The following is a 23,162-nucleotide window of genomic DNA, read 5'->3' on the forward strand; positions in this document are numbered from 1 at the left end:
ATGAGTGAGGTCAGCGACGCAGGAGCTGGACACAGAGTTCGCTTGTTCGAAGATCGATTCGCCCGAGCGAATGTAGCGTCGGCGCCACGGACTCCGTCGTCACGGACTGGTTAACTGTCCAGCTTGGGAAGAGACGAGGCCAGACGATGGCGCGGTCCGGAAGCAGGGGAGGGCAGACGCCGGCGGTGCGCCGCGACGGCTTCCACCTGCCTGTCTTCCGCAAGCGGGCGCGGCTGTATGTCGACGGGTTCAACCTGCACCACGCCATCCTCGACCTGAACCGGCGCGAACTGCTGTGGCTGGATCTCAATGCCCTCGGGCGGGCCCTGCTGCCGCCGTCCGAACGGCTGACGGGGGTCGTCTGGGTCAGCGCCCACCGACCCCAGCGGCGTGACCGGATGGAGGCGCTGCTCGCCTATGAGGAGGCCCTGACCGCGCGCAAGGTCCGCTGCCTGATGGGCCATTTCGTGGTCCATGCCGACCGCTGCCACGCCTGCAACCATCAATGGATGGAGGCCACGGAGAAGCAGAGTGACGTCAATCTGGCGCTGTCGATGGCCGCCGACGCCGCCGCCAACCGGTTCGACACTGCCTATATCCTGACCACCGACGGTGACCACGCGGCCACGACCCGGTTCCTTCACGAAGGCTATCCGGACAAGAAGGTCGTCAGTGTCGCTCCGCCCGGCCGGGGGCACAACCGCCAGCTTCTGGAGTGGGCCCATGCGCGCACCGAGATCGAGACCGCCATGCTGGAGCGGTGCAGCCTGCCCGAGCGCATCCTGACCCGGTCCGGCTATGTCGAACGGCCGCTCAACTGGCGCGCGCGCGAGGCCGCCCCGCCGCCTCCACCGGCGCCGCCCCCGCCGCCCGAGATCAAGCGTGGACATCTGCGGCTGGTGGTGTCGAACTGATCGCGCTGCTAGCGGAGGTCCCATGACCGATCTGAACGCCTTCATCGCCGGCCTGCCCAAGGCGGAGCTTCACCTGCACATTGAAGGCAGCCTTGAGCCCGAGCTGATGTTCGAACTGGCGCAGCGGAACGGGGTGGCCATCCCGTTCGACAGCGTCGAGGCGGTCCGTGCCGCCTATGACTTCTCCAATCTGCAGGACTTCCTCGATATCTATTATGCGGGGGCCAACGTCCTGCTGACGCGGCAGGATTTCGAGGACCTGGCCTTCGCCTATTTCCAGCGCGCGGCGGCCGACAATGTCCGGCATGCCGAGATCTTCTTCGACCCCCAGACCCACACCGACCGCGGTGTGCCGTTCGAGGTCGTGGTCGAGGGGCTGATGGCCGGGATGGACCGGGCCAAGTCGGAGCTGGGCGTCACCTCGGGCCTGATCCTGAGCTTCCTGCGCCACCTGTCGGAAGACGAGGCTTTCGCCACGCTCGAGATGGCAAAGCCTTATCTGCACCACTTCATCGGCGTCGGGCTGGACTCCTCCGAGGTGGGCCATCCGCCGTCGAAGTTCGTTCGCGTCTTCGCGGCCGCCCGCGAACTCGGTCTGAAGCTTTGCGCCCACGCAGGGGAGGAAGGGCCGCCCGCCTATGTGCAGGAGGCGCTGGACCTGCTGCACATCGACCGGATGGATCACGGCAACCGCTCCATGGAGGACGAAGGTCTCATCCGGCGGTTGGCTGCCGAACAGATGACGCTGACGGTCTGCCCGCTCTCGAACCTGAAACTCTGCGTCGTAAAGGACCTGAAGGACCATCCGGTGCCGGAGATGCTGCGCCGGGGTCTGCACGTGACGCTGAACTCGGACGACCCGGCCTATTTCGGCGGCTATGTGAACGAGAACTATCGCCAGCTGGCGGCGGCCGTAGGGCTGACGCGCGAGCAACTGGCCACCCTGGCGCGCAACAGCTTCGAGGGTGCGTTCCTGGATGAGGCCGCGAAGACGCGACATCTTGCCGACGTTGACGCCTGGGTGGCCCGCTCCGCTTGACTTGAGCGCGGAGTTCGGGGCCTAGGTTCAAGTGCTCTCGCGGGAGAGATCGGGCCGTCCAGCCTCCCACTTTCGGACGGACCCGGAGCCGAAGGCGCAACCGCCCCGGAAACGCTCAGGCAAACGGACCGCGAGAACACTCGGACGCTGGAAAGTCACCCCTTGCGGGTGCGCCGACGGAGCAAGGCCGCTTGATGGCGGCCGGAATCTCTCAGGCTCCACAGACAGCGGGGGCGCGATGACGGCGGAGCTACCGCCGCGTGACGCGACCTTCGAAAGTCTGACCGCATGACCGACGCGCCTCTGAAGACTACCGTCCTGAACGCCGCGCACCGGGCGCTCGGCGCACGCATGGTGGGGTTCGGCGGCTATAACATGCCGGTTCAGTATGAAGGCGTGCTGGCCGAACACCGTTGGACCCGCGAGCACGCCGGCCTGTTCGACGTCTCCCACATGGGTCAGTGCAAGATCACCGGCGCGGACGCGATTGCGCAGTTCCAGCGTTTCGTCCCAGGCGACTATCAGGCGCTGAAGGCCGGCAAGCAGAAATACAGCCTGCTGCTGAACGATCAGGGCGGCATCATCGACGACCTGATGGCGGGCAAGCCGGACCACGATGGCCTGTATGTCGTCGTCAACGCCGGCAACAAGGACGAGGATTTCGCCTTCTGGCGCGCGAACCTGTCGGGGGACGCGACCCTGACCGTGCTCGAAGACCGCGCGCTGATCGCCATCCAGGGGCCCGAGGCGGCCGAGGTGATGATCGCCCACGAGCCGGTGCTGGCCGAGTTCGGCTTCATGGACTGTGCCCGGCTCATGCTGTTCGGGGTCGACTGCTACGTCTCGCGCTCGGGCTATACCGGTGAAGACGGCTACGAGATATCCGTGCCCGCCGCTGACGCGGAGCGGGTCTGGACCACGATCCTGGAGGACGCGCGGGTCAAGCCGATCGGCCTGGGGGCCCGCGACAGTCTCCGGCTGGAAGCCGGCCTGCCGCTGCATGGCCACGACATCGATCCGACGACCTCGCCGGTCGAGGGTTCCCTGACCTTCGCCCTGTCGAAATCCCGGAAAGAAGCCGCCGACTTCAACGGGGCCGATCGTATCCTGAAGGAACTCGCCGAAGGGCCGGCCCGGGTCCGCGTCGGCCTGAGTGTCAAGGAAGGCGCACCGGCCCGCGAGGGGGCGGAGATCGCCGATGCAAACGGACAGGTCATCGGCCGGATCACCTCGGGCGGGCCGTCGCCGACCCTCGGGCGTAACATCGCCATGGGCTATGTGCCACCGTCGCACGCCGCCCTGGGCACCGACCTGAAGGTCATCGTGCGCGGCAAGGCCGCCGCCGCCGAAGTCATCGACATGCCCTTCGTCGCCCAACGCTACTACCGCAAACCGAAAATCTGAGGGACCACCATGCATTTCACCAAGGATCACGAATGGGTCCGGCTGGACGGCGACATCGCCACCGTCGGCATCTCGAAACACGCCGCTGACCAGCTGGGCGATGTGGTGTTCGTCGAGACCCCCGAAGCCGGCAAGACCGTCGCCCAGAAGGACAGTTTCGCCGTCGTTGAAAGCGTCAAGGCCGCCTCGGACGTCTATGCGCCCGTGTCGGGCGAGGTGATCGAAGGCAATGCGGCACTGGCCTCTGCGCCCGAGACCGTCAACGCGGATCCCGAAGGGGAGGGATGGTTCGCAAAGATCCGCGTCTCCGACGCGTCGCAACTGGACGCCCTGATGGACCGCGCCGCCTACGACGCCTTCCTCGCCACCCTCTGATTTCCCTTTCACGCTCGGACTCCCCGCCATGCGTTACCTGCCCCTGACCCCCGACGACCGCACGGCGATGCTCGCCGCCATCGGCGTCACCTCCATCGACGACCTGTTCGTCGACGTGCCGCAGCCGGCGCAGCGCGACGGCTTCGTCGACCTGCCGCGCGTCATGGGGGAGCTGGAGGTCGAGCGGGCGATGAAGGCCCTCGCCGGCAAGAACACGGCGGCGGGGGATGTGCCCTTCTTCTGCGGGGCGGGGGCCTACCGCCACCATGTCCCGGCCACGGTGGATCACATCATCCAGCGGTCTGAGTTCCTGACCAGCTACACGCCCTATCAGCCCGAGATCGCCCAGGGGACGCTGCAGTATCTGTACGAGTTCCAGACCCAGGTGGCCAACCTGACCGGGATGGAGGTGGCCAATGCCTCCCTCTATGACGGCTCGACCGCCACGGCCGAGGGCGTGCTGATGGCGACGCGGGTGACGCGGCGAAACAAGGCGGTGTTCTCCGGCGGTGTGCATCCGCACTATGTCCGGGCCTCCGAGACGGTCGTGCACGCCGTCGGCGTCGAAACCGTCAGCCTGCCGGCCGCGATCGACGCCGAGGCCGCCGTCATCGACGCCATCGACAAGGACACGGCCTGCGTCGTCGTCCAGACCCCGAACGTGTTCGGCACCGCCACAGACGTGACGAAGATCGCCGAGGCCGCCAAGGCCGCCGGGGCCCTGCTGATCGTGGTGGTGACCGAGGCGGTGTCCATGGGCCTGCTGAAGTCGCCGGGCGAAATGGGAGCCGATATCGTCGCCGCCGAGGGCCAGTCGATCGGCAACGCGCTGAACTACGGCGGGCCCTATGTCGGTCTGTTCGCCTGCCGTCAGAGTTCTGATCCGCCAGATGCCGGGCCGGCTGTGCGGCGAGACGGTGGACGCGGACGGCGAGCGGGGCTTCGTCCTGACCTTGTCGACCCGCGAGCAGCATATCCGCCGCGACAAGGCGACCTCGAACATCTGCACCAACTCCGGCCTGTGCAGTCTGGCGTTCAGCATTCACATGAGCCTGCTGGGCGAGACCGGCTTGCGCAAACTGGCCCTGCTGAACCACGAGAAGGCGCTGGCGACCCGCGATGCGCTCGCCGCCATCCCCGGCGTCGAGATCCTGACGCCGCGCTTCTTCAATGAGTTCGCCATTCGCCTGCCCAAGCCTGCGGCGGATGTGGTGGATGCACTGGGAGCTCATCGCCTGCTGGCCGGCGTGCCCTACAGCCGCCTCGCCCCCGGCGTCGGTATGGACGATGTCCTGCTGGTCGCCGCCACCGAGACCACCCTGGATGCGGACATCCAGATCCTCGCCAAAGCCTTGACCAAGGTTCTGGGTTCGACCCAGTCGGAGTTCAACTGATGAGCACCATGAACACCGTCGGCCGCCCGACGGCCCCGACCGCTGTCGATCACGACTACAAGCACCCGACCCTGACCGGGGCGCGGGGCCTGTTGCAGGACGAGGCCCTGATCTTCGAGACCGACGGCTGGATGAAGACCGGCGTCGATCTGCCGGAACCGGCCGGCGACGCGTCGGATCTGGGCAGCCTGATCCGCCGCGACCCGATCGGCCTGCCAGGGCTCAGCGAACCCGAGGCGATGCGTCACTATGTGCGGCTGAGCCAGAAGAACCACGCCATCGATCTGGCCCTGTATCCGCTGGGGTCGTGCACGATGAAGCACAATCCGCGTTTGAACGAGAAGATGGCGCGCCTGCCGGGCTTCTCGGACATCCACCCGCTGCAGCCGGTTTCGACCGTGCAGGGCGCGCTGGAGCTGATGGACACCCTGGCCCACTGGCTGAAGACCCTGACCGGCATGCCGGCGGTCGCCCTGTCGCCCAAAGCCGGAGCGCATGGCGAGCTGTGCGGCCTGATGGCCATCCGCGCGGCGCACGAGGCCTCGGGCGAGCATGAGAAGCGCCGCAAGGTGCTGGTGCCGACCTCGGCCCACGGGACCAATCCGGCCACCGCGGCCTTCGTCGGCTATACGGTGGTCGAGGTCGCCCAGACGGACGACGGCCGTGTGGACGTGGCCGACCTCGCCTCCAAGCTGGGGCCGGATGTGGCCGCCATCATGGTGACCAACCCCAACACCTGCGGCCTGTTCGAGCGCGACATCCTCGAGATCAGCCGGCTGACGCATGAGACCGGGGCCTATTTCTACTGCGACGGGGCCAATTTCAACGCCATCGTCGGGCGGGTGCGGCCGGGCGACCTGGGCGTCGATGCGATGCACATCAACCTGCACAAGACCTTCTCGACCCCGCACGGCGGGGGCGGACCCGGCTCGGGTCCGGTGGTGCTGTCGGCGGCGCTCGCCCCCTTCGCTCCGGCCCCCTGGGTCGTCGCGGACGGCGAAGGATTCAAGCTGTTGGAGCGGGAAGAGGACGAGGCGGCCCAGGCCTTCGGCCGCATGTGCGCCTTCAACGGCCAGATGGGCATGTTCGTCCGGGCCCTCAGCTACATGATGAGCCACGGCTCGGACGGGCTGCGTCAGGTGGCCGAGGATGCGGTGCTGAACGCGAATTACATCAAGGCGCGGCTGTCCGACGTCATGTCGGCGGCCTTCCCGGACGGGCCCTGCATGCACGAGGCCCTGTTCGACGATGAGTGGCTGAAGGGCACGGAAATCACCACGCTCGACTTCGCCAAGGCGATGATCGACGAGGGCTTCCACCCGATGACCATGTATTTCCCGCTGGTCGTCCACGGGGCCATGCTGATCGAGCCGACCGAGACGGAATCCAAGGCCGAGCTGGACCGGTTCATCCACGCCCTGCGCCTGCTGGCCCAGGCGGCGAAGGCCGGCGAGGTCGAGCGGTTCAAGGGCGCGCCCTTCCACGCGCCGCTGCGTCGTCTCGACGAGACCCGGGCTGCCCGGTCGCCGAAGCTGCGCTGGACCGCCCCGGAAGGGGCGAACATGGCGGCGGAATAGGCCGCTTCACCGAAGGCTCCCGGCGTCGATCTCGCATCGGCGAAGCACAGCAAAGTGAACGCCGGTTGCTCACGGTTCGTGGGCGACCGGCGTATGCTTACTCTCGCGTTATCGGAACGAAACCCGGCGTTGGGAGGCGCTGTCGTTATGATGTCACGCGTACAAATGGGCATGGTCGCAGGGTTTTCCGCCACCGTTGCCGTCTCGCTTCTGGAAGCCGTCAATCTGTTCGCCGGCCCCTGGGTGGAGCCGTTCCCGCTGTTCATCGCGGCGCTGCTCGGGATGCCGGGCAATCTCATCGTGGGGTGGGTCGCTCACCTCTTCGCCGGGACAGTCCTGCTGGGCGGCCTCGCAGGGGCTCTCTGGAGCCGGTTGCCGGGCGCGACGCCCGAGACCCGGGGCATCCTGTTCGCCGTCGGGGCGTGGAGCGTGCTGATGGTCGGGGTGTTCCTGTTCGGAGACCCCAGGATGTTCCGCGGCACCGGCGGCTTCGGAATGGTCGGCTGGATGCTGCTCAGCCATGCCCTGTTCGGGATCGTGCTGGGCAATGTCCAGGCCCGGCTGCTGAAGCGCGAAAAGCGGGCCCTTCGCGATCTGTCCGGGACGCAACCGGCGCACTGAGTGCGCCGGCGGTCTTTTCGGAAGGCCTCTAGTTCAGGCGGGTCGAAATCTGGCTGATGGCGTCATCCAGCAGGGGGTCGGTCTTCTGGCTGGCCAGGCGGCCGGCCAGAACGGTCTCGGCGGCGCGGGACGCGATGTCCGCGGCGGCCGCCTTGACCTCAGCTGAGGCCTGGGCTTCGGCCGAGGCAATGCGGCGTTCGGCCAGGGCCTGACGGCGGACCAGGGTCTCTTCCAGACGGACCCTGGCCTCGGCCTCCATGATGCGGGCGTCGGCTTCGGCGGCGGCCAGCATCTGGCGAGCCTGGGCCTCGGCCTCGGCCTTTTCCTGCCGGATCTGGGCCAGCAAAGCTTCGGCCTCCGTGCGCAGCCGGGTGGCCTCATCCAGTTCGGACTGGATCTTGGCGGACTTGGCGTCCAGCTGGCCAGCGACCAGTTTGGGCACGCCGGCAACAACCAGGATGGCGAAGAAGATGAACAGGCCGGCGGCGACCCAGAGCTCGGGGTTGTCGAAGGCGTAGAGGTGCGAGTTGAAGAATTCCATCAGGCAGCGCCTCCAGTACGGACCGCGGCGACGGCGGCGTCGGCTTCCGCCGGGGTCAGGTCGAGGCCGGTCAGACGTTCGACAATGGCGCGCGTCGTGTCGGCAGCAATCAGCCCGACATTCGTCATGGCCGCGTCGCGCGTGCGGCCGATGGCGACCTCGGCCTCGGCAATGCGGGCGTTGACCGAGGCTTCCTCCTCGGCGGCGCGGCGGTTGGTCTCGTCCACGATCCGGGCCTTGGCGGCAACGGAAGCGGCGCGGGACTCAGCCCGGGCCTTCTCAACCTCGGCCTTGGCAGCGGCGGCCTGGGCGGCGGCCTCGGCCTGAACCGACCGTGCAGTGGCAATGGCGGTGGAGATGGCGCTCTCGCGTTCGTCCATCACACGGCGGATTCGAGGCGCGAAGACCCTGGAAATCAGGAGGTAGAGGACGAAGAACAGGACCAGCAGATAGACGATCTGTCCGACCCACACCGTCGTGTCGAACTGGGGCAGGCCGCCCGACGCGGCTTCGCCATGGCCTGCGGCCGTGGTCGTGGCGTGGGTTTCGCCAGGAATGTCGGTGGGTAGGGGAGCGACCATGGTGTCCGTCTGCGAGAGATCAGCAAAGAGGCGACGCCCCCGTTTCCGGGAACGTCGCCGCTGTGACGCCTGAAAGTTCTAGGCGTTGAGGATCAGGATGCCCAGCACGAACGCCAGGATGCCGAGGGCTTCGGCCAGAGCCGCGCCCACGAACAGGTTACCGACCTGCGAGCCGGCGGCCGACGGGTTGCGCAGGGCACCGTTGAGGAAGTTGGCGAAGATGTTGCCCACGCCGATGGCGGAGCCGATCATGCCGAGGGTGGCAAGGCCTGCACCGATGTACTTGGCGGCTTCAGCTTCCATGATTGTATTCCTGTATTTCTGAGGGGTTCAGGGTTGGGGTGAAAGGACTGGGTGCGGCCTTAGTGGCCATGGCCCAGGTTGACCACATCATTGAGATAGATGGCGGCCAGAACGGCGAACACGAAGGCCTGCAGGAAGGCCACGAGAAACTCCAGGGCGGTCAGGGCGACGACCATTGTCATCGACAGGGCCGCGATCGGCAGGGCGAACAGGCCCAGCCCTTCACCGGCAAGGGCCATGGCCCCCAGGCTGACGACGAAACCGGCGAAGATCTTCAGCGCCACGTGACCGCCCAGCATATTGCCGAACAGACGCAGGGCCAGGGTCACCGGCCGCAGCAGGAAGGACAGGAACTCGATCGCGCCAACCACCGGTCGGAGGACCAGCGGCGCACTGGACGGCCAGAAGAGCAGGAAGAAGCCCAGGCCGTGCTTGCCGATGCCCAGGCCGATCACCAGCAGGATGGTCAGCAGGGCGAAGGTGCCCGTGACCGCCAGTTGCGAGGTCGCGGTGAAGGACAGGAACATGCCCAGAAGGTTCATGCCCAGGATCAGGCAGAACAGGGTGAAGACGAAGGGGAAGTATTTCCGCCCCTCATGGCCGATGATGGAATTGGTGACGCCGTCGATCAGGCCGAACATCTGTTCGCCGGTCGACTGCAACCGACCCGGGACGACCTTGGCCCCCGCCGTCACGACCTGAAGAAACAGCACGACCGCGGCAAAGGCGATGGTCATCGCCAGATGCGAGTTGGTGAACGCAAGCTGCTGGGTGCCGATGAACGGCAGGGTCACTTCCCCGAACTCGACGAGCGGGACGACCTGGAACTGTTTGATCGGATCAGCCATGCGTCAGTCTTCTTCGTCCTCGTCGAAAGGAACCGACTTCGGCTCCTCTCCGCTTGCCTTCGCCATGGCCATCACGCGCTGTGCGGTCCGCCAGGCCATCCAAATCGAAACCGCGAAGCCCAGAAGGACCCCGCCGATCAAACCCCACGGATTGGTCTGGAAAAACCAGTCCACTCCGGCGCCCAGCGCCAGACCCACGAAGACGCCACCAAGCAGGTCGGCGATGATCCGCCACGCCTGACTGGCGGCCGCCTGTCCCGCCGCCTCGTGAGAAATCTCGCGGACGGTGCGCGCCTCCAGAGCGGATGCGCTTTCGGTGAGGCGTTTGATCGCCTCTTCGCGCGATTCCGGGGGCAGGGACATGGGCTTTTTTGCGCTCAAGCCCCTCCCGGCCACGCATGGATTTGCGGGCCCCGACAGGGGTCTGAATTCGGCGCGGAACCTATAGGCGGGGCGGCGGAAGGTCAAGGCGGGCTCCGTCCGGGTTAAGGTGTTGAATTGTCGCGGATCTGGGATGGGGCGAGCCCTCCTGCCGGGTCGCAGGGCCTCCTCGCGCCGGACCAGGTGCGGTCGTGCGGCATCGCTCCCTGGCCTTTGCGGCCGGGAGAGTCGGGGAAGCGTCGGAGCCGTCGGCGATCTCGCCCGGGACCGTGACGGACACCGTCGCCGGTGGCCGTCTGTTGTAGAGTTTCGGCGTGGTCGCCTCGGCTCCGCCCGACCGGTTTTCGCAAGCGCTCGGGGGTAGGACGTCTTGTGTCGGGAACGCCGGGGCCGTTTCCCCGGCGTCTCGGTGCTGCCCGATTGGTCCTCTTTCCGACTCTCAGCCTGCGACAGGCGACGGTGCCCAGAGCACCGCCGGACCCGGAGGTTTCGCCCCCGGCAACCCTGCGATCGGCCCCGCCGCGCGTCCGGGTCCTGGGCCCAGGACACCTTCCCCGTGCGACGGGACACCAGAAGGATACGCGCGGTTCCGGGGCATGTATGGCCGGCGGGGGCTTAATCCGGGACCGGTGTTGATCCGATGGGGGAATTCGGCGCCTGCGTTGAACGCAGAAGCCTCTCCCCATGGGAGAGGGAGCAGGGCTACCCCCGGAACAGCAGGGAGCCGTCGCCGTAGGAGTAGAAGCGGTAGCCGGTCGCGACGGCGTGGGCATAGGCGGCGCGCATGGTGTCGAGGCCGGCGAAGGCCGAGACCAGCATGAACAGGGTCGATTTCGGCAGGTGGAAATTGGTCATCAGCACATCGGCGGCGCGGAAGGCGTAGCCGGGGGTGATGAAGATGGCCGTGTCGCCGTGGAAGGGCTGGATGACGCCTTCGGGCGTCGTGGCCGATTCCAGCAGCCGCAAGGATGTGGTGCCGACGCAGACGATGCGGCCGCCCGCCGCGCGGACCGCGTTGAGCGCGGCGGCGGTTTCGGCGGAGACCTCGCCCCATTCGCTGTGCATCTTATGATCGGCGGTGTCGTCCGCCTTGACCGGCAGGAAGGTCCCGGCCCCGACGTGCAGGGTCACGGCGTGGGTGGTGACACCCCTTGCGCGGATGGCCTCCAGCAGGGCCGGGGTGAAATGCAGGCCCGCCGTGGGGGCCGCCACCGAGCCGTCATGCTCGGCGAAGACGGTCTGATAGTCCGTGCGGTCCCGGTCGTCCTCGGGCCGCTTCGCCGCGATATAGGGGGGCAGGGGCATCACGCCGACGGCTGCGATGGCCGCGTCCAGCGCCGCACCCGCGACGTCAAACGCCAGGGTGATCAGGCCGTCGTCGGACTTGGCCTGGACCGTCGCCGCCAGCGTGTCGAAGACGATCCGGTCCCCGGCCTTGATCCGCTTGCCCGGCTTCATGAACGCGGACCAGACACCGGGGGCGTCGCGGTGGTGCAGGGTGGCCTCGACGGCGACGGTCAGCGTCTGGCCGTCCCCGGCGACCCGTTCGCGGACCCCGGACAGCCGGGCGGGGATCACCCGGGTGTCGTTGAACACCAGGGCGTCGCCGGGCTGCAGGAAGCCAGGCAGGTCGGCGATCGTGTGATCGGCGAGTGCGTCGCCCCGGACCACCAGCAGGCGGGCCGACTCACGCGGTTGGGCCGGGCGCAGGGCAATGCGGTCCTCGGGGAGGTCGAAGTCGAAATCAGCGGTCTTCATGAGGCGTGGCAAAGGCCACGCCGGCCGCCGGGGGTCAAGCGACACCCGATTCACGATCAGGCCCGGGCGTAGGTAGAATTCCTCAGTCAGCGGCCGATTAACGCGACGTTCAAGACCGCAGGCGCACCGGTGTTCCATGAGCGACGTGTCCGTCATGGCAAGGCACCCGTTCGCCGCAGCATGGAACTGCCTGAGGCGACCGGTCTGGCTGTACAACCCGCAGACGGGGCATCAGGCCTATGCCAACCCGGCCGCGCTTTCGCTGTGGGATGCCGACAATCTCGACGAGTTTCTGGCACGGGACTTCAGGGCACGATCACCGGCCGTCAAGGCACGGCTGCGCAGACTGGTCGACCTGACGGCCGATGGCGGGATGGTCAGCGAGCGCTGGACGGTCTTTCCAAACGGCGAGCCGATCACCATTCAGGCGACCATCTCCGCCTTCCCGACAGATGAGTGGCTTCTGCTGCTGTTCGAAGCGGCGCCTGAAGAGGTTCAGGCCGACGAGCGGCGCTCGGTCGAAGCCTTGCGGCATGCCGCGGCCCTGATCGGCCTTTTTGACACCGGTGGCGCGCCGCTGTTCACAAACCCGGCCGCCTACAGGGTCTATGGCGGGGACAGCGGGTGTTTCACGGCGCGGTTTGCCGACACGGCGCAGGGCGTGGCCTTGCTGGCCGCCGCCCGAAGCGCGTCCGTGGATGGCATGTACGCCGTGATCACCCCCGCCGGACCCCGATGGCATCATATGGATGCGCGGCCGGTGCTGGATCCCGTCACCGGCCTGCCGTGCATCCTGCTGAACGAGCAGGACGTCACGGCCCAGATCGAGGCCGAACTGGCCCGCAGCGCGGCCGAGCAGAAGGCGCAGATCGCCGACGCCCGGCAACGATTCCTGACCGAAATGTCGCATGAACTGCGCACGCCCCTGAACGCCGTGATCGGCTTCTCCGGCCTGCTGGCCGATGCCGGGCTGGCAGGGACGGCCGGGGATCAGGCGCAGCGCATCCACAGCGCGGGCCTTGGCCTGCTGCAGGTTGTCGACCGGATGATCGCCGAGCCTGCGGATGCCGCGCTCCCCCAGGTCCCGGAGCCAGCGGGGCCCCGGACCCGGGACGTCGGGTGCAGGGCCGAAGATCTTGCCACGACGCCGGAGCGGGCTCTGCGCGCCCTCTATGTCGATGACAACGAGAATAACCGCACCCTGGTCCGGGCCATGCTGGCGACCATGGGTTTCGTCTGTGAGACGGCCAACGACGGCCACACCGGGGTCGAGGCTGCGGCCCGGGGGGACTGGGACGTGATCCTGATGGACATCCAGATGCCCGGTCTGAACGGTGTGGCGGCGGCCCGGCAGATCCGCGCCCTCCCGGGCCCGGTGGCGGGGACCCCCATCATTGCCCTGACGGCCAACACCCTGGCCGCCCAGATCCAGACCTATGTCGAGGCCGGAATGGACGACTGCGTGGCCAAGCCCGTCAATATGATGGAACTGCTGACCAAGACCTCGCACTGGGCCCGCAGCGGCTGGCGCCAGGCGGTGATGGCCGACGGTGTTTCCGCGACAGGCTGACGGCACCCGGTCGGCCGACCGGTTTCGGACAGGGGGCCTCGAAGTTGACCGGCCCTGCGAACCGAACCGCGCCCGGGACATTCAGACGCCATGCGTATTTCTGATCTCCTGCCCTCCGTTCTCATCGGTGCCGTCGCCAGCGCCCGGTCCATGACCCCCATGGCGGCGCTGGCGGGGGCGCATCTGGCGCATCGCCGGACACCCGGCCGGCTGTGGCTGCTGGGCAAGCCCCTGTTCACCGCCGGCGCCCTGGCGATGGGGGCGGGGGAACTGTACGGCGACAAGATGAAGTCGGCTCCGGACCGGACGGTCTTCCTGGGTCTGCTGGCGCGGGTGATGAGCGCCGGGATCGCCGGGGCGGCGCTGGCTCCCCGGGGGCGGGAACGCGCCGGGGCGGCGGTGGCGGTCGGGACGGCGGTGCCGATGGCCTATCTGACCCTGTCGGCGCGAAAGCGGGCCATGGCGGAGATCGGCCAGACCCGCAGCGGCCTGATCGAGGATGCCCTGATCGTGGCGGCCGGGGTGGCAGTCGTCTGGTGGGGCGTGGCTCGGGACCGCTGATCCGCCCCTTGCGTTGACCCCGGGGCGCTGAGGCGGCAAACCCGCGCCCATGCTGCAGAACCTCGAAGCCCTCGCCCGTGACGCCCGCTCCTGGCCGTTCGAACAGGCCCGCGCCCTGCTGGACCATGTGCTGAAGAAGCGGCTGTCCGACGCCGAGCGGACGGCGGCCAAGCTGCTGATCGATGCGGGCAAGGCCGATGAGGCGCTGGCGACCTTCGAGGCGCTGCAGCGGCCCGTGGTGCTGGAGACCGGCTACGGCCCGTCGGGCCTGCCGCATATGGGGACCTTCGGCGAGGTGGCGCGGACGACGATGGTGCGGAACGCCTTTCGCGCCCTGACCGGGGATCACTGGCCGACGCGGCTGATCGCGTTTTCGGACGATATGGACGGGCTCCGGAAGGTCCCCGAGGGCGTGCCGAACCCGGAGATGCTGCGCGAGGACCTGCATCTGTCGCTGACCCGGGTGCGCGATCCGTTCGGCACGCACGACAGTTTCGGGGCGCACAACAACGCGCGGCTGCGGGCGTTTCTGGACGGGTTCGGGTTCGACTATGAATTCATGAGCTCGACCGAGACCTACAGGAGCGGCCGGTTCGACACGGTTCTGCTGACCCTGCTGGAGCGGTTCGACGCGGTGCAGGCGATTATGCTGCCAACGCTGGGGCCGGAACGGCGCGAGACCTACTCGCCCTTCCTGCCGGTCAGCCCGATCACCGGCCACGTGCTGCAGGTGCCGACGCTGGAGCGGGATGTGGCGAAGGGCACGATCGTGTTCGACGATCCGGCCGGCGGGCGCACCGAGCTGCCGGTCACGGGCGGTCACGTGAAGCTGCAGTGGAAGCCGGACTGGGCCATGCGCTGGACGGCGCTGGACGTCGACTACGAGATGTCCGGCAAGGACCTGATCGAGAGCGTGCGCGAGAGCTCCAAGGTGTGCCGGGCGCTGGGCGGGGTGCCGCCGGAGGGGTTCAACTACGAGCTCTTCCTCGATGTGGAAGGCAAGAAGATCTCCAAGTCCAAGGGCAATGGGCTGACGATGGAGCAGTGGCTGCGCTACGGCACGCCCGAGAGCCTGAGCTGGTACATGTTCCAGTCGCCGAAGTCGGCCAAGAGCCTGCATTTCAACGTCATCCCCCGGGCGATCGACGATTATCTGGGGGCCATCGACCTGTACCGGACGCAGGAACCGGCCAAGCGGATCGACAATGCCGTCTGGTCGATCCACGCCGGCGCGCCGCCCGAGGTGGCCAGCCCGGTGTCGTTCGCCCTGCTGCTGAACCTCGTCGGCGTGGCCAATGCCTCGACCAAGGCCCAGCTGTGGGCCTATTTCGCCAAATATCTGCCCGAGGCGACGGCGGAGAGCGAGCCGGTGCTGGACGGGCTGATGGACCGGGCGCTGAACTACTACGAGGACTTCGTGAAGCCGACGAAGTCCTACCGGTTGCCGGACGCCCGGGAGACGGCGGCGCTGCTGGATCTGGCCGGGCGTCTGAAGGCCCTGCCCGCGGATACGACCGACGGCGAACTGATCCAGGGCGAGGTCTATGCGGTGGGCAAGGACCACGGCTTCGAGCCGCTGCGCGGCTGGTTTGGAGCGCTCTATGAGGTGCTGCTGGGAGCCTCACAGGGCCCGCGCTTCGGCTCGTTCGCGGCGATCTATGGGCTCACGCAGACGATCAAGCTGATCGAGGCGGGGGCCCGGGGCGAGCTGGCGGGGTAGAATCCTCCCCCATCGGGGGAGGGGGACCGCGAAGCGGTGGAGGGGGCCAGCCCCGGACACCCCACCTGCGGTGAGCCCCCTCCGTCACAGCGCGAAGGCGCGCTGTGCCACCTCCCCCGATGGGGGAGGATTGGATGAACCGAAAATAACGGTGAAGCTCCGGGAGCCTTCATGTGGCGTGGCGCATTGTGCCTGCATCGACCAACCTCGATGTATTGGAGAGCCCATGTCGAAAATCATGAACACGTCCCTGGCCACGGCCGCTGCCCTGGCCGCCCTGATGACCGCGGCCCCGATGGCCCATGCCCAGCAGTCCAACGGCATCACCAGCTGCGACGCCCCCGGTGGCCGTCAGCAGGCCGGTGCGGTCATCGGCGGCGTCCTGGGTGCCCTCGCGGGCAGCCGGATCTCCAGCAATGAGCGGACCCTCGGGGCTGTCGCCGGTGCCGGTGCGGGTGCCGCTGCCGGATCCTATATCGGCTGCAACCAGCAGCGGGCCCGGGCCGATGGCCAGGCCAGCTCCAGCGGGGCCCAGTACCGCGCGTCGTCCAACCTGCGGATCCGCAGTGGCCCGGGCACCAGCTATCGCCAGAGCGGCAGTCTGTCGGCCGGCCAGCCCTTCACCGCGATCGGCTCACAGGGCGAATGGGTCCAGATCGCCGGCGGCGGCTGGGTCAGCGCCCACTACGTCCAGCCGTACTAGAGCGCTGTCGCTCGCTGCGCGGCAGCTCGCTGCCTGAGCGCGGTCGGGCACGTTCTGCACAAGGAGGGCCGTCCCGCAAGGGGCGGCCCTTTGTCGTGGCACTTACTGGCTGACCCAGAGGATGCGCGCCATCCAGTCGATGTCGCGCCGGGCCAGGACGCGGTCCTCATAGGCGGGGTTGACCGAGGCGAGGGTGACGGAGCGCGCGCTCAGGGTGGCGATCTCCTTGGCGACGGTCTCGCCGGTGGTGGTGCGGACCACGACCCGGTCGCCCTTGCGGACCTCCGTCTGATCCCGATCGACGATGACCCGGTCGCCCGGGCGGTACAGCGGGGTCATGGAGTCGCCCGAGATGCGCAGGCTGAACAGGCGCGGGCCCGCCGTCGGCAGTTCGGTCTGTTCCCAGCCTTCGCCGGTCGGCAGGCCGGCGTCGTCGAAGAAGCCGGTCTCACCCGCCTCGGCCAGTCCCAGCAGGGGCAGGACATTGGGGACAGGGGCTTCGCCGGCGAGGGTGGCGAACTCGCCCAGCGACGCTCCGGTGACCGCGAGGACGCGGTTCAGGCTTTCGGTCGAGGGCCAGCGGGGGCGACCCGGCTGGCCGGGGCCGAAACGTTTCGAGAGGTTGAAAGCGGTCGCGTCCAGCCCGGCGCGCCGGGCGAGTCCGGAGGGCGACAGCCCCTCGCGCGCCGCGAGGGCGTCGAGGGCGGTCCAGATCTGGGCGTGGGAGAGGGGCACAGGCGATCACCGAATTGTTCGGTATCAGGATATCGAGGACAATCGTCCTATTCCAGCCCCGCCGCGCGCCGTTCCTGCCATGCCCAGAACGACCCGATACCGATGCACACAAGAATACCATAGCTGGCCAGATTGAGGACGGCGTAGAAAGCCCAGATGGTAGGGCGCAGGTCAAATAGTATGACGAAATGACTCATCAGTGCGATGAGTTGAAGGGAGGCAGCCCAAATCGGCCAGCTCCGACTATACTTCCAAGCGATCCCTCCGAACACCATCAACATGATGAAATCGAGCGCAAACAGCCCGGGTTGAAAGTGGCTGTGCATACCGGCGCTGTCCTGAATGAGCATGGCCGCCAGCCATCCAAGCAGGTAGGCCCCCATGCCGATTCGTTCGGGTTCATCGCCCTTTGCGAAGGCGAGGATGCCCGCAAGCACCACCGGCAGCAGGAACAACTGCGAGTAGAGTGACGTCAACATGAAATCGCCTCCGCGCAAACTCACGCGGAGGCGATCATGCTTCGAGTTTGGTTAAGCGAAAACGGACGTCTTCGACATTAACGCGATTTCATTCAACCTAGGCGACCCGCGAGTTCGGAACCGAACGCAGCTGCTGCTTGACACCACCACCGGTATCAAACTCTTCGTTGAAGTCATCCGGCTTGTCCAGCGCACCAACAGCGTAGGTACCCCAGCCCATGCGGCGGTGGTCTTTTTGCATTTGACTGTGGCTGGCGACGATGGCTTCGCGGGCGGCCGAGAGGGCGGCGATCGCTTCCATCGCCTTGGTCTGGGACGCCGAGCCGGCGACGTGGGACACCTTGAGAAGGGTGCGGGCCCCGATCATCGACTGCACGAGGGTGGTGGCGGCGGTGATCGCATCATCGATCGCGCGCTCGGTGGCATAGAGATCGCCTGCAACGCTGGCGACAACTTCAGTCCGGTCCATGTTTAGCCCCTTCCAAAAGCAACTGTGAGAAACGAAAGGTTAACACGATCCAGGGCTGTACGGTAGCGCTTTGTTAACCTTTCATCATGGCGGCGGGCGCGACACCGCCGCCGATTGGAATGTCATCCTCGGGCTTGTCCAGCGGGCCTATGGCCAGGTCGTCCAGCCCCAGCCGGCGGGCGAGGGCGGCCAGGGTGGTGTGGGTTTCAACCAGATGTGATCGGGCGGCGGCCAGGGCCCCGATCGCCGCGGCGGTCCCGTCGAAGGCCCGGCCACCGACCGTAGCGGACAGCCGGGCGCGGGCGCGGGCGGCCGGCAGCAGGACCGCCAGCCGGGCGGTTTCGGCCAGGGCCGTGTCGATCGCCGCCTCGGCGGCATGAAGGCGCAGGGACAGGGCGACCCCGACGGCGTGTCTGCTCATGATCCATCTCCGGTGGCGGAATGCCACATCGGAATGCAATCACAGGATATCTAGTCCGACAAGCCCCGGTTGTCATCCAGCGAGAAATGCGCGGTCAGGCTGGCGATCGGCTGGTCCGGATCCTCCTGCCAGGCTTCGGCCAGGACATGGGCGACGCGGCGGCCGGCGCGGGAGATCCGGGCACGGGCATACACATCCAGCGGCTTGCCGGAGCGCAGATAGGCCGTGGTGACCGTGATCGGCCGGGGCAGATGCAGCCGGGGCCAGACCCGCGCCACCTGGGCGATGGCGGTCAGCTCCATCAGGGCGGCGGTCGATCCTCCATGCAGGGCCGGGAGCATGGGATTGCCGATCAGATGGTCGGCGAACGGCATGATGACGGTCAGGACATCGCCGTCCGCCTCGGTCCGCAAGCCCAGGAACCGGGCATAGGGAATGGTGTCCAGCAGGGCGGTCATGCGACGTCTCCCCGGGGCTTCAGATTGGCCCCCGCGCCACGACCCCCGTCGGAACTGATCACATAGGTGGCCTGGGAGGCCGCCACGGGATCGGCCGGATCATCCTCGAAGGCCCAGGCCCGCACGAAGCCGATGGTGCGGGTGACCCGGTAGCAGCGCGCCTCGCTGAGCAGATCGACCCGGGGCCGGGCCGGCCGCATGTAGTCGACCCTCAGGTCGAGGGTGGCGATGGGTTCATAGCGCCCCAGTTTCGTCCAGACCGCCAGACCGCCGACGTGGTCCAGCATGGCCGTCACCAGACCGCCGGCGAAGACGCCGCTGTCCGGATCTCCGACCAGATCCTCGCGCCAGGGCGTGCGCAACCGGATGCGGTCGCCCTCGACGCCTTCATAGACAAAGCCCAGGGCATGGGTGTGGGCGGGGCCGGAGGCGAGCTGGGGCATCAGGCTGGTCAGGAACGTATCGCTCATGAGATCGTCCTTATCGGGCGCGTTCCGGCGCGCAAGTCGCAAACCATGCCCATATCCTCCTCATGATCCGCCCCGAAGACCTGCTGAGGCCCACCCCCGCGGGCCTGTACTGCCCGCCGGGCGACTTCTACGTCGATCCGGTCCGGCCTGTGGATCGTGCGGTGATCACCCACGGCCACGCCGACCACGCCCGCGCAGGTCACGGCGCGGTGCTGGCCACCCGCCAGACCCTCGCCATCATGGCCGAACGCTATGGCGAGGCCTTCACGGTCCTGCGCCAGCCGGTCGACTACGGCGAGACGGCCTCCCACAACGGCGTGGAGATCCGGCTGGTCCCCGCCGGCCATGTGCTGGGTTCGGCCCAGGCGGTGATCACCTGGCAGGGCCTGACCATGGTGGTGTCGGGCGACTACAAGCGCCGGCGCGATCCGACCTGCACGCCGTTCGAGCCAGTGCCGTGCCATGTCTTCATCTCGGAGGCGACCTTCGGCCTGCCGGTCTTCACCCATCCACCGGATGCCGAGGAGGTGGGCCGGCTGGTCCAGTCGCTGGGCCAGTTCCCCGACCGGGCCCATCTGGTCGGGGCCTATGCCCTGGGCAAGGCCCAGCGGGTGATCCGGCTGCTGCGCGAGGCGGGGTGGGAGCGGCCCATCTATGTCCATGGCGCGCTGGAGCGGCTGAACCGCTTGTATGAGCGCGAAGGCGTCGATCTGGGGGCCATCCTGCCGGCCACCGGACTGAAGAAGGATGCGCTGGGTGGCGATGTGGCCATCGCCCCGCCCTCCGCCATTCAGGACCGCTGGGCGCGGCGCTTTGCCGATCCGGTCACGGCCTTCGCCTCGGGCTGGATGCTGGTCAAGGCGCGGGCGCGCCAGCGCGGGGTGGAGCTGCCGCTGGTGATCTCGGACCATGCCGACTGGCCCGAGCTGATCCAGACCTTCGAGGAGGTTCGTCCCGACGAGGTCTGGATCACCCACGGCCGCGAGGAAGGTCTGCTGCGCTGGGCCGAGATCAATGGCGTCAAGGCGCGGGCGCTGCGGCTGGTGGGGTATGAGGACGAGGATGAAGAGGTCGGCGGGGAGGCACCGGCTGAGCCCTCCGCTCAGCCGGTCTGAGCCCGGCGGTCGCTCGCGCGCGGAGCCGGCAGGGGCGGCGACGGTCTGAGCCGCAACCACAGCTCGGCCGCCACGAGATTGGGGACCCAGCAAAGGAAGGAGATGACCCGGTACGCCGGCGGAAAGGGCAGGTCCAGGATCATGACGAGGGGCAGATAAATCCGCAGGGTGACAGCCGCGAGCGTCAGGGCCCAGGACCGGATCATCCAGCGACGATGGTCGGCGAACCGGCCCCGTATGGCCGCCCCCAGGCCCAACAGGGTGAAGGCGATCCAGAGGCTCCCGAGACTGCCGAAGCCCGCCGTGGCGATCGGCCCTGCGGATGAGCCGAGCGCGAGGATCAGACCGGCCGCACCGCCGACAAGGCAGCCGAGGACATAGACCCGTCCGACCCAGCGATGCGGCGGACCTGCGCCTCGCCTCAGCGCCGGAATGAACTGAAGCAGGCCCGGCACGAGGGCGGTCAGGGCACCGGCAACATGCACAGGCAGCCACACCACCCCGAACCCGTTGCCGAGGGCCTCGGCGGGGCTTTGCGGCGGATCGAGCAGATAGCGCGCCGACCAGGCGGCAACGGCAAGACACAGGATCGCCAGAACGGTCCAGGCGGTGCGGGTGAGCCACGACGGGCGTGGGGTCGGGGGCAGGGTCTCTGTGGCGGTCATGGAGCGGTCTCCCGGTGTGGTTTCGCTGAACGCCATTGCGGGTGCGGTCCCTGCTCGCTAGGCCCGGCTTCGCGAGTGGTGCAGGGGCTGCGTGAACGGGGCGGGGATGAACCGGGAGACCGAAGACGGGGGCCGGGCGAGGGTGCGGCGATGGGCCGTCGATCTCGCCATCCTGGTCGCCATCGGCCTGTTGATGGGGTTCCTCGGCCCGTTCGAGTCGGCCCATCTGCCGGCCGGGCCGCGCTATCTCTACTGGATGATCTGTATGGTCGGCGGCGGCGTGATCGGCGTGGCCGCAGACGAGTTTCCGGGGCGTCGGCCGGCCGGGTTGTGGACGCGGGCTTTCGCGGTTTCCCTGCTGACGACGCCACTGGTGACCCTCCTGGTCCTGACAACCCAGCACGGCCTGTTCGGCGGCCCGTTCGGCTGGTCCGGTTACCGGATGCTGCTCTGGCAGGTGTTCCCCATCCTTCTGGCGGTGATGGCGGTCCGGGCCCTCGTGTGGCGCAGCCCGCCGGCGCGGATCGAGACGCGCACGGTCATCGCACCGCCCTTGCCCGAGGCCGAGGCGACGTTTCGCCGGCGGCTTTCAGCCAAGCGTCGCGGAGCACGGCTGATCGCGCTTGAAGCGCACGATCACTATGTGAAGGTCCACACCGATGCAGGGGTGGAGTTGATCGCCCTGCGGTTCGCCGACGCCCTGCAGGACCTGTCCCGCGCCCATGGGTGGCGCGTCCACCGGTCATGGTGGGTTGCAGCCGACGCGGTGGAGGCGGTGCGCTGGCGAAGGGGGGCCGGCGAGGTCCATCTGATCGGCGGACTAAAGGTTCCCACCAGCCGGACCCATGGACCGGTGCTGAAACAGGCGGGGTGGTTCTAGCGGCGGCTCCTCGGTGCCGGGGCGATGGAACGCCCAGAACACTGGCCGGATAGGGGGCGGGGGAACCCGTCCAGAACTGCGGGGTCGGACGGGACGCTGCCGGTATCCTCTGCGCCGCCGGACAGGCAAGGTCTCGTCGCACGGCCGGGATGATCGTAGAGGTCTGGCCTGGTCGTTGACGGAGGCAGGTATGAAGATGTGGAACCCCGGCCGGCGGGACCTCCTCGGTCTGGCTATGGCCGCAGGCACCGTGCCGTCCCTCGCTACAGCGCGTTCGGTCCCGGTGGAGGTCGTCCCGATCTGGCCGGGCGAGGCTCCGGGCGGCGAGGACGTCCGCGTCACCGAGGAGGTCATCCTGCGCACGCCCGGTGGGGACCCGACCGATACCGCCTTCCTGCACGTGACCCGCCCGTGGCTGATGATGCGCAGGCCGGCCGTCAGCAATGGAGGGGCGGTTCTGATCATCCCCGGCGGCGGGTTCCGCCGTGTCGCCGTCAGCCGGTCGGGCGGCGCGATCGACCAGTGGCTGGCGAGCCTGGGCTTTACGGCCTTCGTGATGAACTACCGCCTTCCCGGGGACGGCTGGGCCGCCGGACCCGATGCACCGCTTCAGGACGCGCAGCGGGCGATCCGGCTGATCCGCGCCCGGGCGGCAGAGCTCCGGATCGATCCGGAGCGGGTCACGGTGCTGGGCTTTTCGGCGGGTGGCTATGTCGCGGCCCGCCTCGGGACCCGCTTTGACCACGACAGCTATGCGCCGGTCGACGACGCCGACACCCTGTCCACCCGGCCTTCGGCGACCGGCCTGTTCTTTCCTGTGGTGACCATGACCGCGCCCCACGCCCATGGCGGATCGCTCGCGGAGCTGCTGGGTGCCGAGCCTTCGGACGAGGCCCGCCGCGCGGCCTCGGCCGAGCACCATGTGCCCCCCGGAACCCCGCCGACCTTCCTGGCCGCGGCGGCTGATGATCCGGTCGTCCCCGTCGAGAACAGCCTTCTGATGTGGTCGGCCCTGCGGGCGCAGAAGATCCCCACCGAAATGCATCTGTTCGAGGTCGGCGGGCACAGTCTTGGCGGCTTCAATCCGCTCGATCCGGAGGCGATCTGGCCGGCGTTGCTCATGGCGTTCCTGAAACGTCATCAGATGCTGCCGAACGCCTGACCCTTCGCCGCACGCCTG

Annotated in this window: 26 protein-coding genes, 1 pseudogene and 1 riboswitch; of the genes and pseudogenes, 14 read left to right on the plus strand and 13 right to left on the minus strand. The window is 68.0% G+C overall.

Annotated features, from left to right (window positions below):
* The first annotated feature begins 185 nt into the window (after positions 1-185).
* The 7 genes and pseudogenes from SJY26_RS09230 (at position 186) to SJY26_RS09260 (ending at position 7,324) form a co-directional block, all read left to right on the plus strand.
* The gene (locus SJY26_RS09230; RefSeq protein WP_396592764.1) at positions 186-914 is read left to right on the plus strand and encodes an NYN domain-containing protein; all 729 of its coding nucleotides are present in this window, start codon (positions 186-188) and stop codon (positions 912-914) included.
* Positions 915-936: 22 nt separating this feature from the next.
* Positions 937-1,953 carry an adenosine deaminase gene (locus tag SJY26_RS09235; RefSeq protein ID WP_396592765.1) on the plus strand — a complete coding sequence of 339 codons (1,017 nt, stop codon included), beginning with the start codon at positions 937-939 and terminating at the stop codon, positions 1,951-1,953.
* A 30-nt stretch (positions 1,954-1,983) separates the two neighbouring features.
* Positions 1,984-2,094, plus strand: a riboswitch (glycine riboswitch).
* Positions 2,095-2,241: 147 nt separating this feature from the next.
* The gene (gcvT, locus tag SJY26_RS09240) at positions 2,242-3,357 is read left to right on the plus strand and encodes a glycine cleavage system aminomethyltransferase GcvT (RefSeq protein WP_396592766.1); all 1,116 of its coding nucleotides are present in this window, start codon (positions 2,242-2,244) and stop codon (positions 3,355-3,357) included.
* A 9-nt stretch (positions 3,358-3,366) separates the two neighbouring features.
* Positions 3,367-3,732 carry a glycine cleavage system protein GcvH gene (gene gcvH, locus SJY26_RS09245; protein ID WP_396592767.1) on the plus strand — a complete coding sequence of 122 codons (366 nt, stop codon included), beginning with the start codon at positions 3,367-3,369 and terminating at the stop codon, positions 3,730-3,732.
* Between the two features lie 28 nt (positions 3,733-3,760).
* Positions 3,761-5,126 (plus strand): annotated as a pseudogene (gene gcvPA / locus SJY26_RS09250) (aminomethyl-transferring glycine dehydrogenase subunit GcvPA).
* A complete protein-coding gene (gene gcvPB, locus SJY26_RS09255; RefSeq protein WP_396592768.1) occupies positions 5,126-6,703 on the plus strand; it encodes an aminomethyl-transferring glycine dehydrogenase subunit GcvPB in 1,578 nt (525 codons plus the stop codon). Before gcvPA ends, gcvPB begins: the two are co-directional and overlap by 1 nt.
* Positions 6,704-6,853: 150 nt before the next feature.
* Entirely contained in the window at positions 6,854-7,324 is a 471-nt protein-coding gene (locus SJY26_RS09260) for a DUF6789 family protein (protein ID WP_396592769.1), read from the plus strand.
* A 28-nt stretch (positions 7,325-7,352) separates the two neighbouring features.
* Here SJY26_RS09260 and SJY26_RS09265 read toward each other — a convergent pair whose 3' ends face one another.
* The 6 genes from SJY26_RS09265 to queA all read right to left on the minus strand — a co-directional run bounded on the left by SJY26_RS09265 (position 7,353) and on the right by queA (position 11,736).
* Complete coding sequence (locus SJY26_RS09265) at positions 7,353-7,865, minus strand: F0F1 ATP synthase subunit B (RefSeq protein WP_396592770.1); 513 nt, start codon at positions 7,863-7,865, stop codon at positions 7,353-7,355.
* Positions 7,865-8,446 carry a hypothetical protein gene (locus SJY26_RS09270; protein ID WP_396592771.1) on the minus strand — a complete coding sequence of 194 codons (582 nt, stop codon included), beginning with the start codon at positions 8,444-8,446 and terminating at the stop codon, positions 7,865-7,867. The genes SJY26_RS09265 and SJY26_RS09270 overlap by 1 nt, the downstream gene beginning before the upstream one ends.
* Before the next feature lie 78 nt (positions 8,447-8,524).
* Positions 8,525-8,749, minus strand: a complete 225-nt coding sequence (locus tag SJY26_RS09275; RefSeq protein ID WP_077356178.1) for a F0F1 ATP synthase subunit C — start codon at positions 8,747-8,749, stop codon at positions 8,525-8,527.
* A 59-nt stretch (positions 8,750-8,808) separates the two neighbouring features.
* Positions 8,809-9,597, minus strand: a complete 789-nt coding sequence (locus tag SJY26_RS09280; RefSeq protein ID WP_396592772.1) for a F0F1 ATP synthase subunit A — start codon at positions 9,595-9,597, stop codon at positions 8,809-8,811.
* A 3-nt stretch (positions 9,598-9,600) separates the two neighbouring features.
* Positions 9,601-9,960: an AtpZ/AtpI family protein gene (locus SJY26_RS09285; RefSeq protein WP_396592773.1), complete on the minus strand. Its 360-nt coding sequence runs from the start codon at positions 9,958-9,960 to the stop codon at positions 9,601-9,603.
* A 720-nt stretch (positions 9,961-10,680) separates the two neighbouring features.
* Positions 10,681-11,736 (minus strand): tRNA preQ1(34) S-adenosylmethionine ribosyltransferase-isomerase QueA, encoded by a 1,056-nt coding sequence (queA, locus tag SJY26_RS09290; RefSeq protein WP_396592774.1) that lies wholly within the window; start codon positions 11,734-11,736, stop codon positions 10,681-10,683.
* A gap of 136 nt (positions 11,737-11,872) precedes the next feature.
* Here queA and SJY26_RS09295 point away from each other — a divergent pair, with 136 nt between their 5' ends.
* The 4 genes from SJY26_RS09295 (at position 11,873) to SJY26_RS09310 (ending at position 16,290) form a co-directional block, all read left to right on the plus strand.
* The gene (locus tag SJY26_RS09295; RefSeq protein ID WP_396592775.1) at positions 11,873-13,306 is read left to right on the plus strand and encodes a response regulator; all 1,434 of its coding nucleotides are present in this window, start codon (positions 11,873-11,875) and stop codon (positions 13,304-13,306) included.
* A 90-nt stretch (positions 13,307-13,396) separates the two neighbouring features.
* Positions 13,397-13,867, plus strand: coding sequence for a hypothetical protein (locus SJY26_RS09300; RefSeq protein ID WP_396592776.1), 471 nt, complete (start codon positions 13,397-13,399; stop codon positions 13,865-13,867).
* A gap of 49 nt (positions 13,868-13,916) precedes the next feature.
* Positions 13,917-15,587: a lysine--tRNA ligase gene (locus SJY26_RS09305; RefSeq protein ID WP_396592777.1), complete on the plus strand. Its 1,671-nt coding sequence runs from the start codon at positions 13,917-13,919 to the stop codon at positions 15,585-15,587.
* 226 nt (positions 15,588-15,813) lie between these two features.
* A complete protein-coding gene (locus SJY26_RS09310; protein ID WP_396592778.1) occupies positions 15,814-16,290 on the plus strand; it encodes an SH3 domain-containing protein in 477 nt (158 codons plus the stop codon).
* 102 nt (positions 16,291-16,392) lie between these two features.
* Here SJY26_RS09310 and SJY26_RS09315 read toward each other — a convergent pair whose 3' ends face one another.
* The 6 genes from SJY26_RS09315 to SJY26_RS09340 form a co-directional block, all read right to left on the minus strand.
* Complete coding sequence (locus SJY26_RS09315; protein ID WP_396592779.1) at positions 16,393-17,025, minus strand: helix-turn-helix transcriptional regulator; 633 nt, start codon at positions 17,023-17,025, stop codon at positions 16,393-16,395.
* Positions 17,026-17,072: 47 nt separating this feature from the next.
* The gene (locus SJY26_RS09320; RefSeq protein ID WP_396592780.1) at positions 17,073-17,504 is read right to left on the minus strand and encodes a hypothetical protein; all 432 of its coding nucleotides are present in this window, start codon (positions 17,502-17,504) and stop codon (positions 17,073-17,075) included.
* 97 nt (positions 17,505-17,601) lie between these two features.
* A complete protein-coding gene (locus SJY26_RS09325; RefSeq protein WP_396592781.1) occupies positions 17,602-17,973 on the minus strand; it encodes a hypothetical protein in 372 nt (123 codons plus the stop codon).
* A gap of 73 nt (positions 17,974-18,046) precedes the next feature.
* Positions 18,047-18,394 carry a hypothetical protein gene (locus SJY26_RS09330; RefSeq protein WP_396592782.1) on the minus strand — a complete coding sequence of 116 codons (348 nt, stop codon included), beginning with the start codon at positions 18,392-18,394 and terminating at the stop codon, positions 18,047-18,049.
* Positions 18,395-18,444: 50 nt separating this feature from the next.
* Entirely contained in the window at positions 18,445-18,852 is a 408-nt protein-coding gene (locus tag SJY26_RS09335; protein ID WP_396592783.1) for a PaaI family thioesterase, read from the minus strand.
* Complete coding sequence (locus SJY26_RS09340) at positions 18,849-19,322, minus strand: PaaI family thioesterase (RefSeq protein ID WP_396592784.1); 474 nt, start codon at positions 19,320-19,322, stop codon at positions 18,849-18,851. Before SJY26_RS09340 ends, SJY26_RS09335 begins: the two co-directional genes overlap by 4 nt.
* Positions 19,323-19,384: 62 nt before the next feature.
* On the opposite strand from SJY26_RS09340, the gene SJY26_RS09345 reads away from it, so the two are divergent.
* Positions 19,385-20,437, plus strand: coding sequence for a ligase-associated DNA damage response exonuclease (locus SJY26_RS09345; RefSeq protein WP_396592785.1), 1,053 nt, complete (start codon positions 19,385-19,387; stop codon positions 20,435-20,437).
* On the opposite strand, the gene SJY26_RS09350 is transcribed toward SJY26_RS09345, so the two are convergent.
* Positions 20,425-21,102, minus strand: coding sequence for a DUF2306 domain-containing protein (locus SJY26_RS09350; RefSeq protein WP_396592786.1), 678 nt, complete (start codon positions 21,100-21,102; stop codon positions 20,425-20,427). The two genes, SJY26_RS09345 and SJY26_RS09350, sit on opposite strands and share 13 nt — an antisense overlap.
* Positions 21,103-21,208: 106 nt before the next feature.
* Here SJY26_RS09350 and SJY26_RS09355 point away from each other — a divergent pair, with 106 nt between their 5' ends.
* Positions 21,209-21,982 (plus strand): LytTR family DNA-binding domain-containing protein, encoded by a 774-nt coding sequence (locus tag SJY26_RS09355; protein ID WP_396592787.1) that lies wholly within the window; start codon positions 21,209-21,211, stop codon positions 21,980-21,982.
* A 190-nt stretch (positions 21,983-22,172) separates the two neighbouring features.
* A complete protein-coding gene (locus SJY26_RS09360; RefSeq protein ID WP_396592788.1) occupies positions 22,173-23,144 on the plus strand; it encodes an alpha/beta hydrolase in 972 nt (323 codons plus the stop codon).
* Positions 23,145-23,162: the final 18 nt, after the last annotated feature.

The organism is Brevundimonas sp. R86498, from assembly GCF_044598075.1.
In the GTDB taxonomy this organism is placed as follows: domain Bacteria; phylum Pseudomonadota; class Alphaproteobacteria; order Caulobacterales; family Caulobacteraceae; genus Brevundimonas.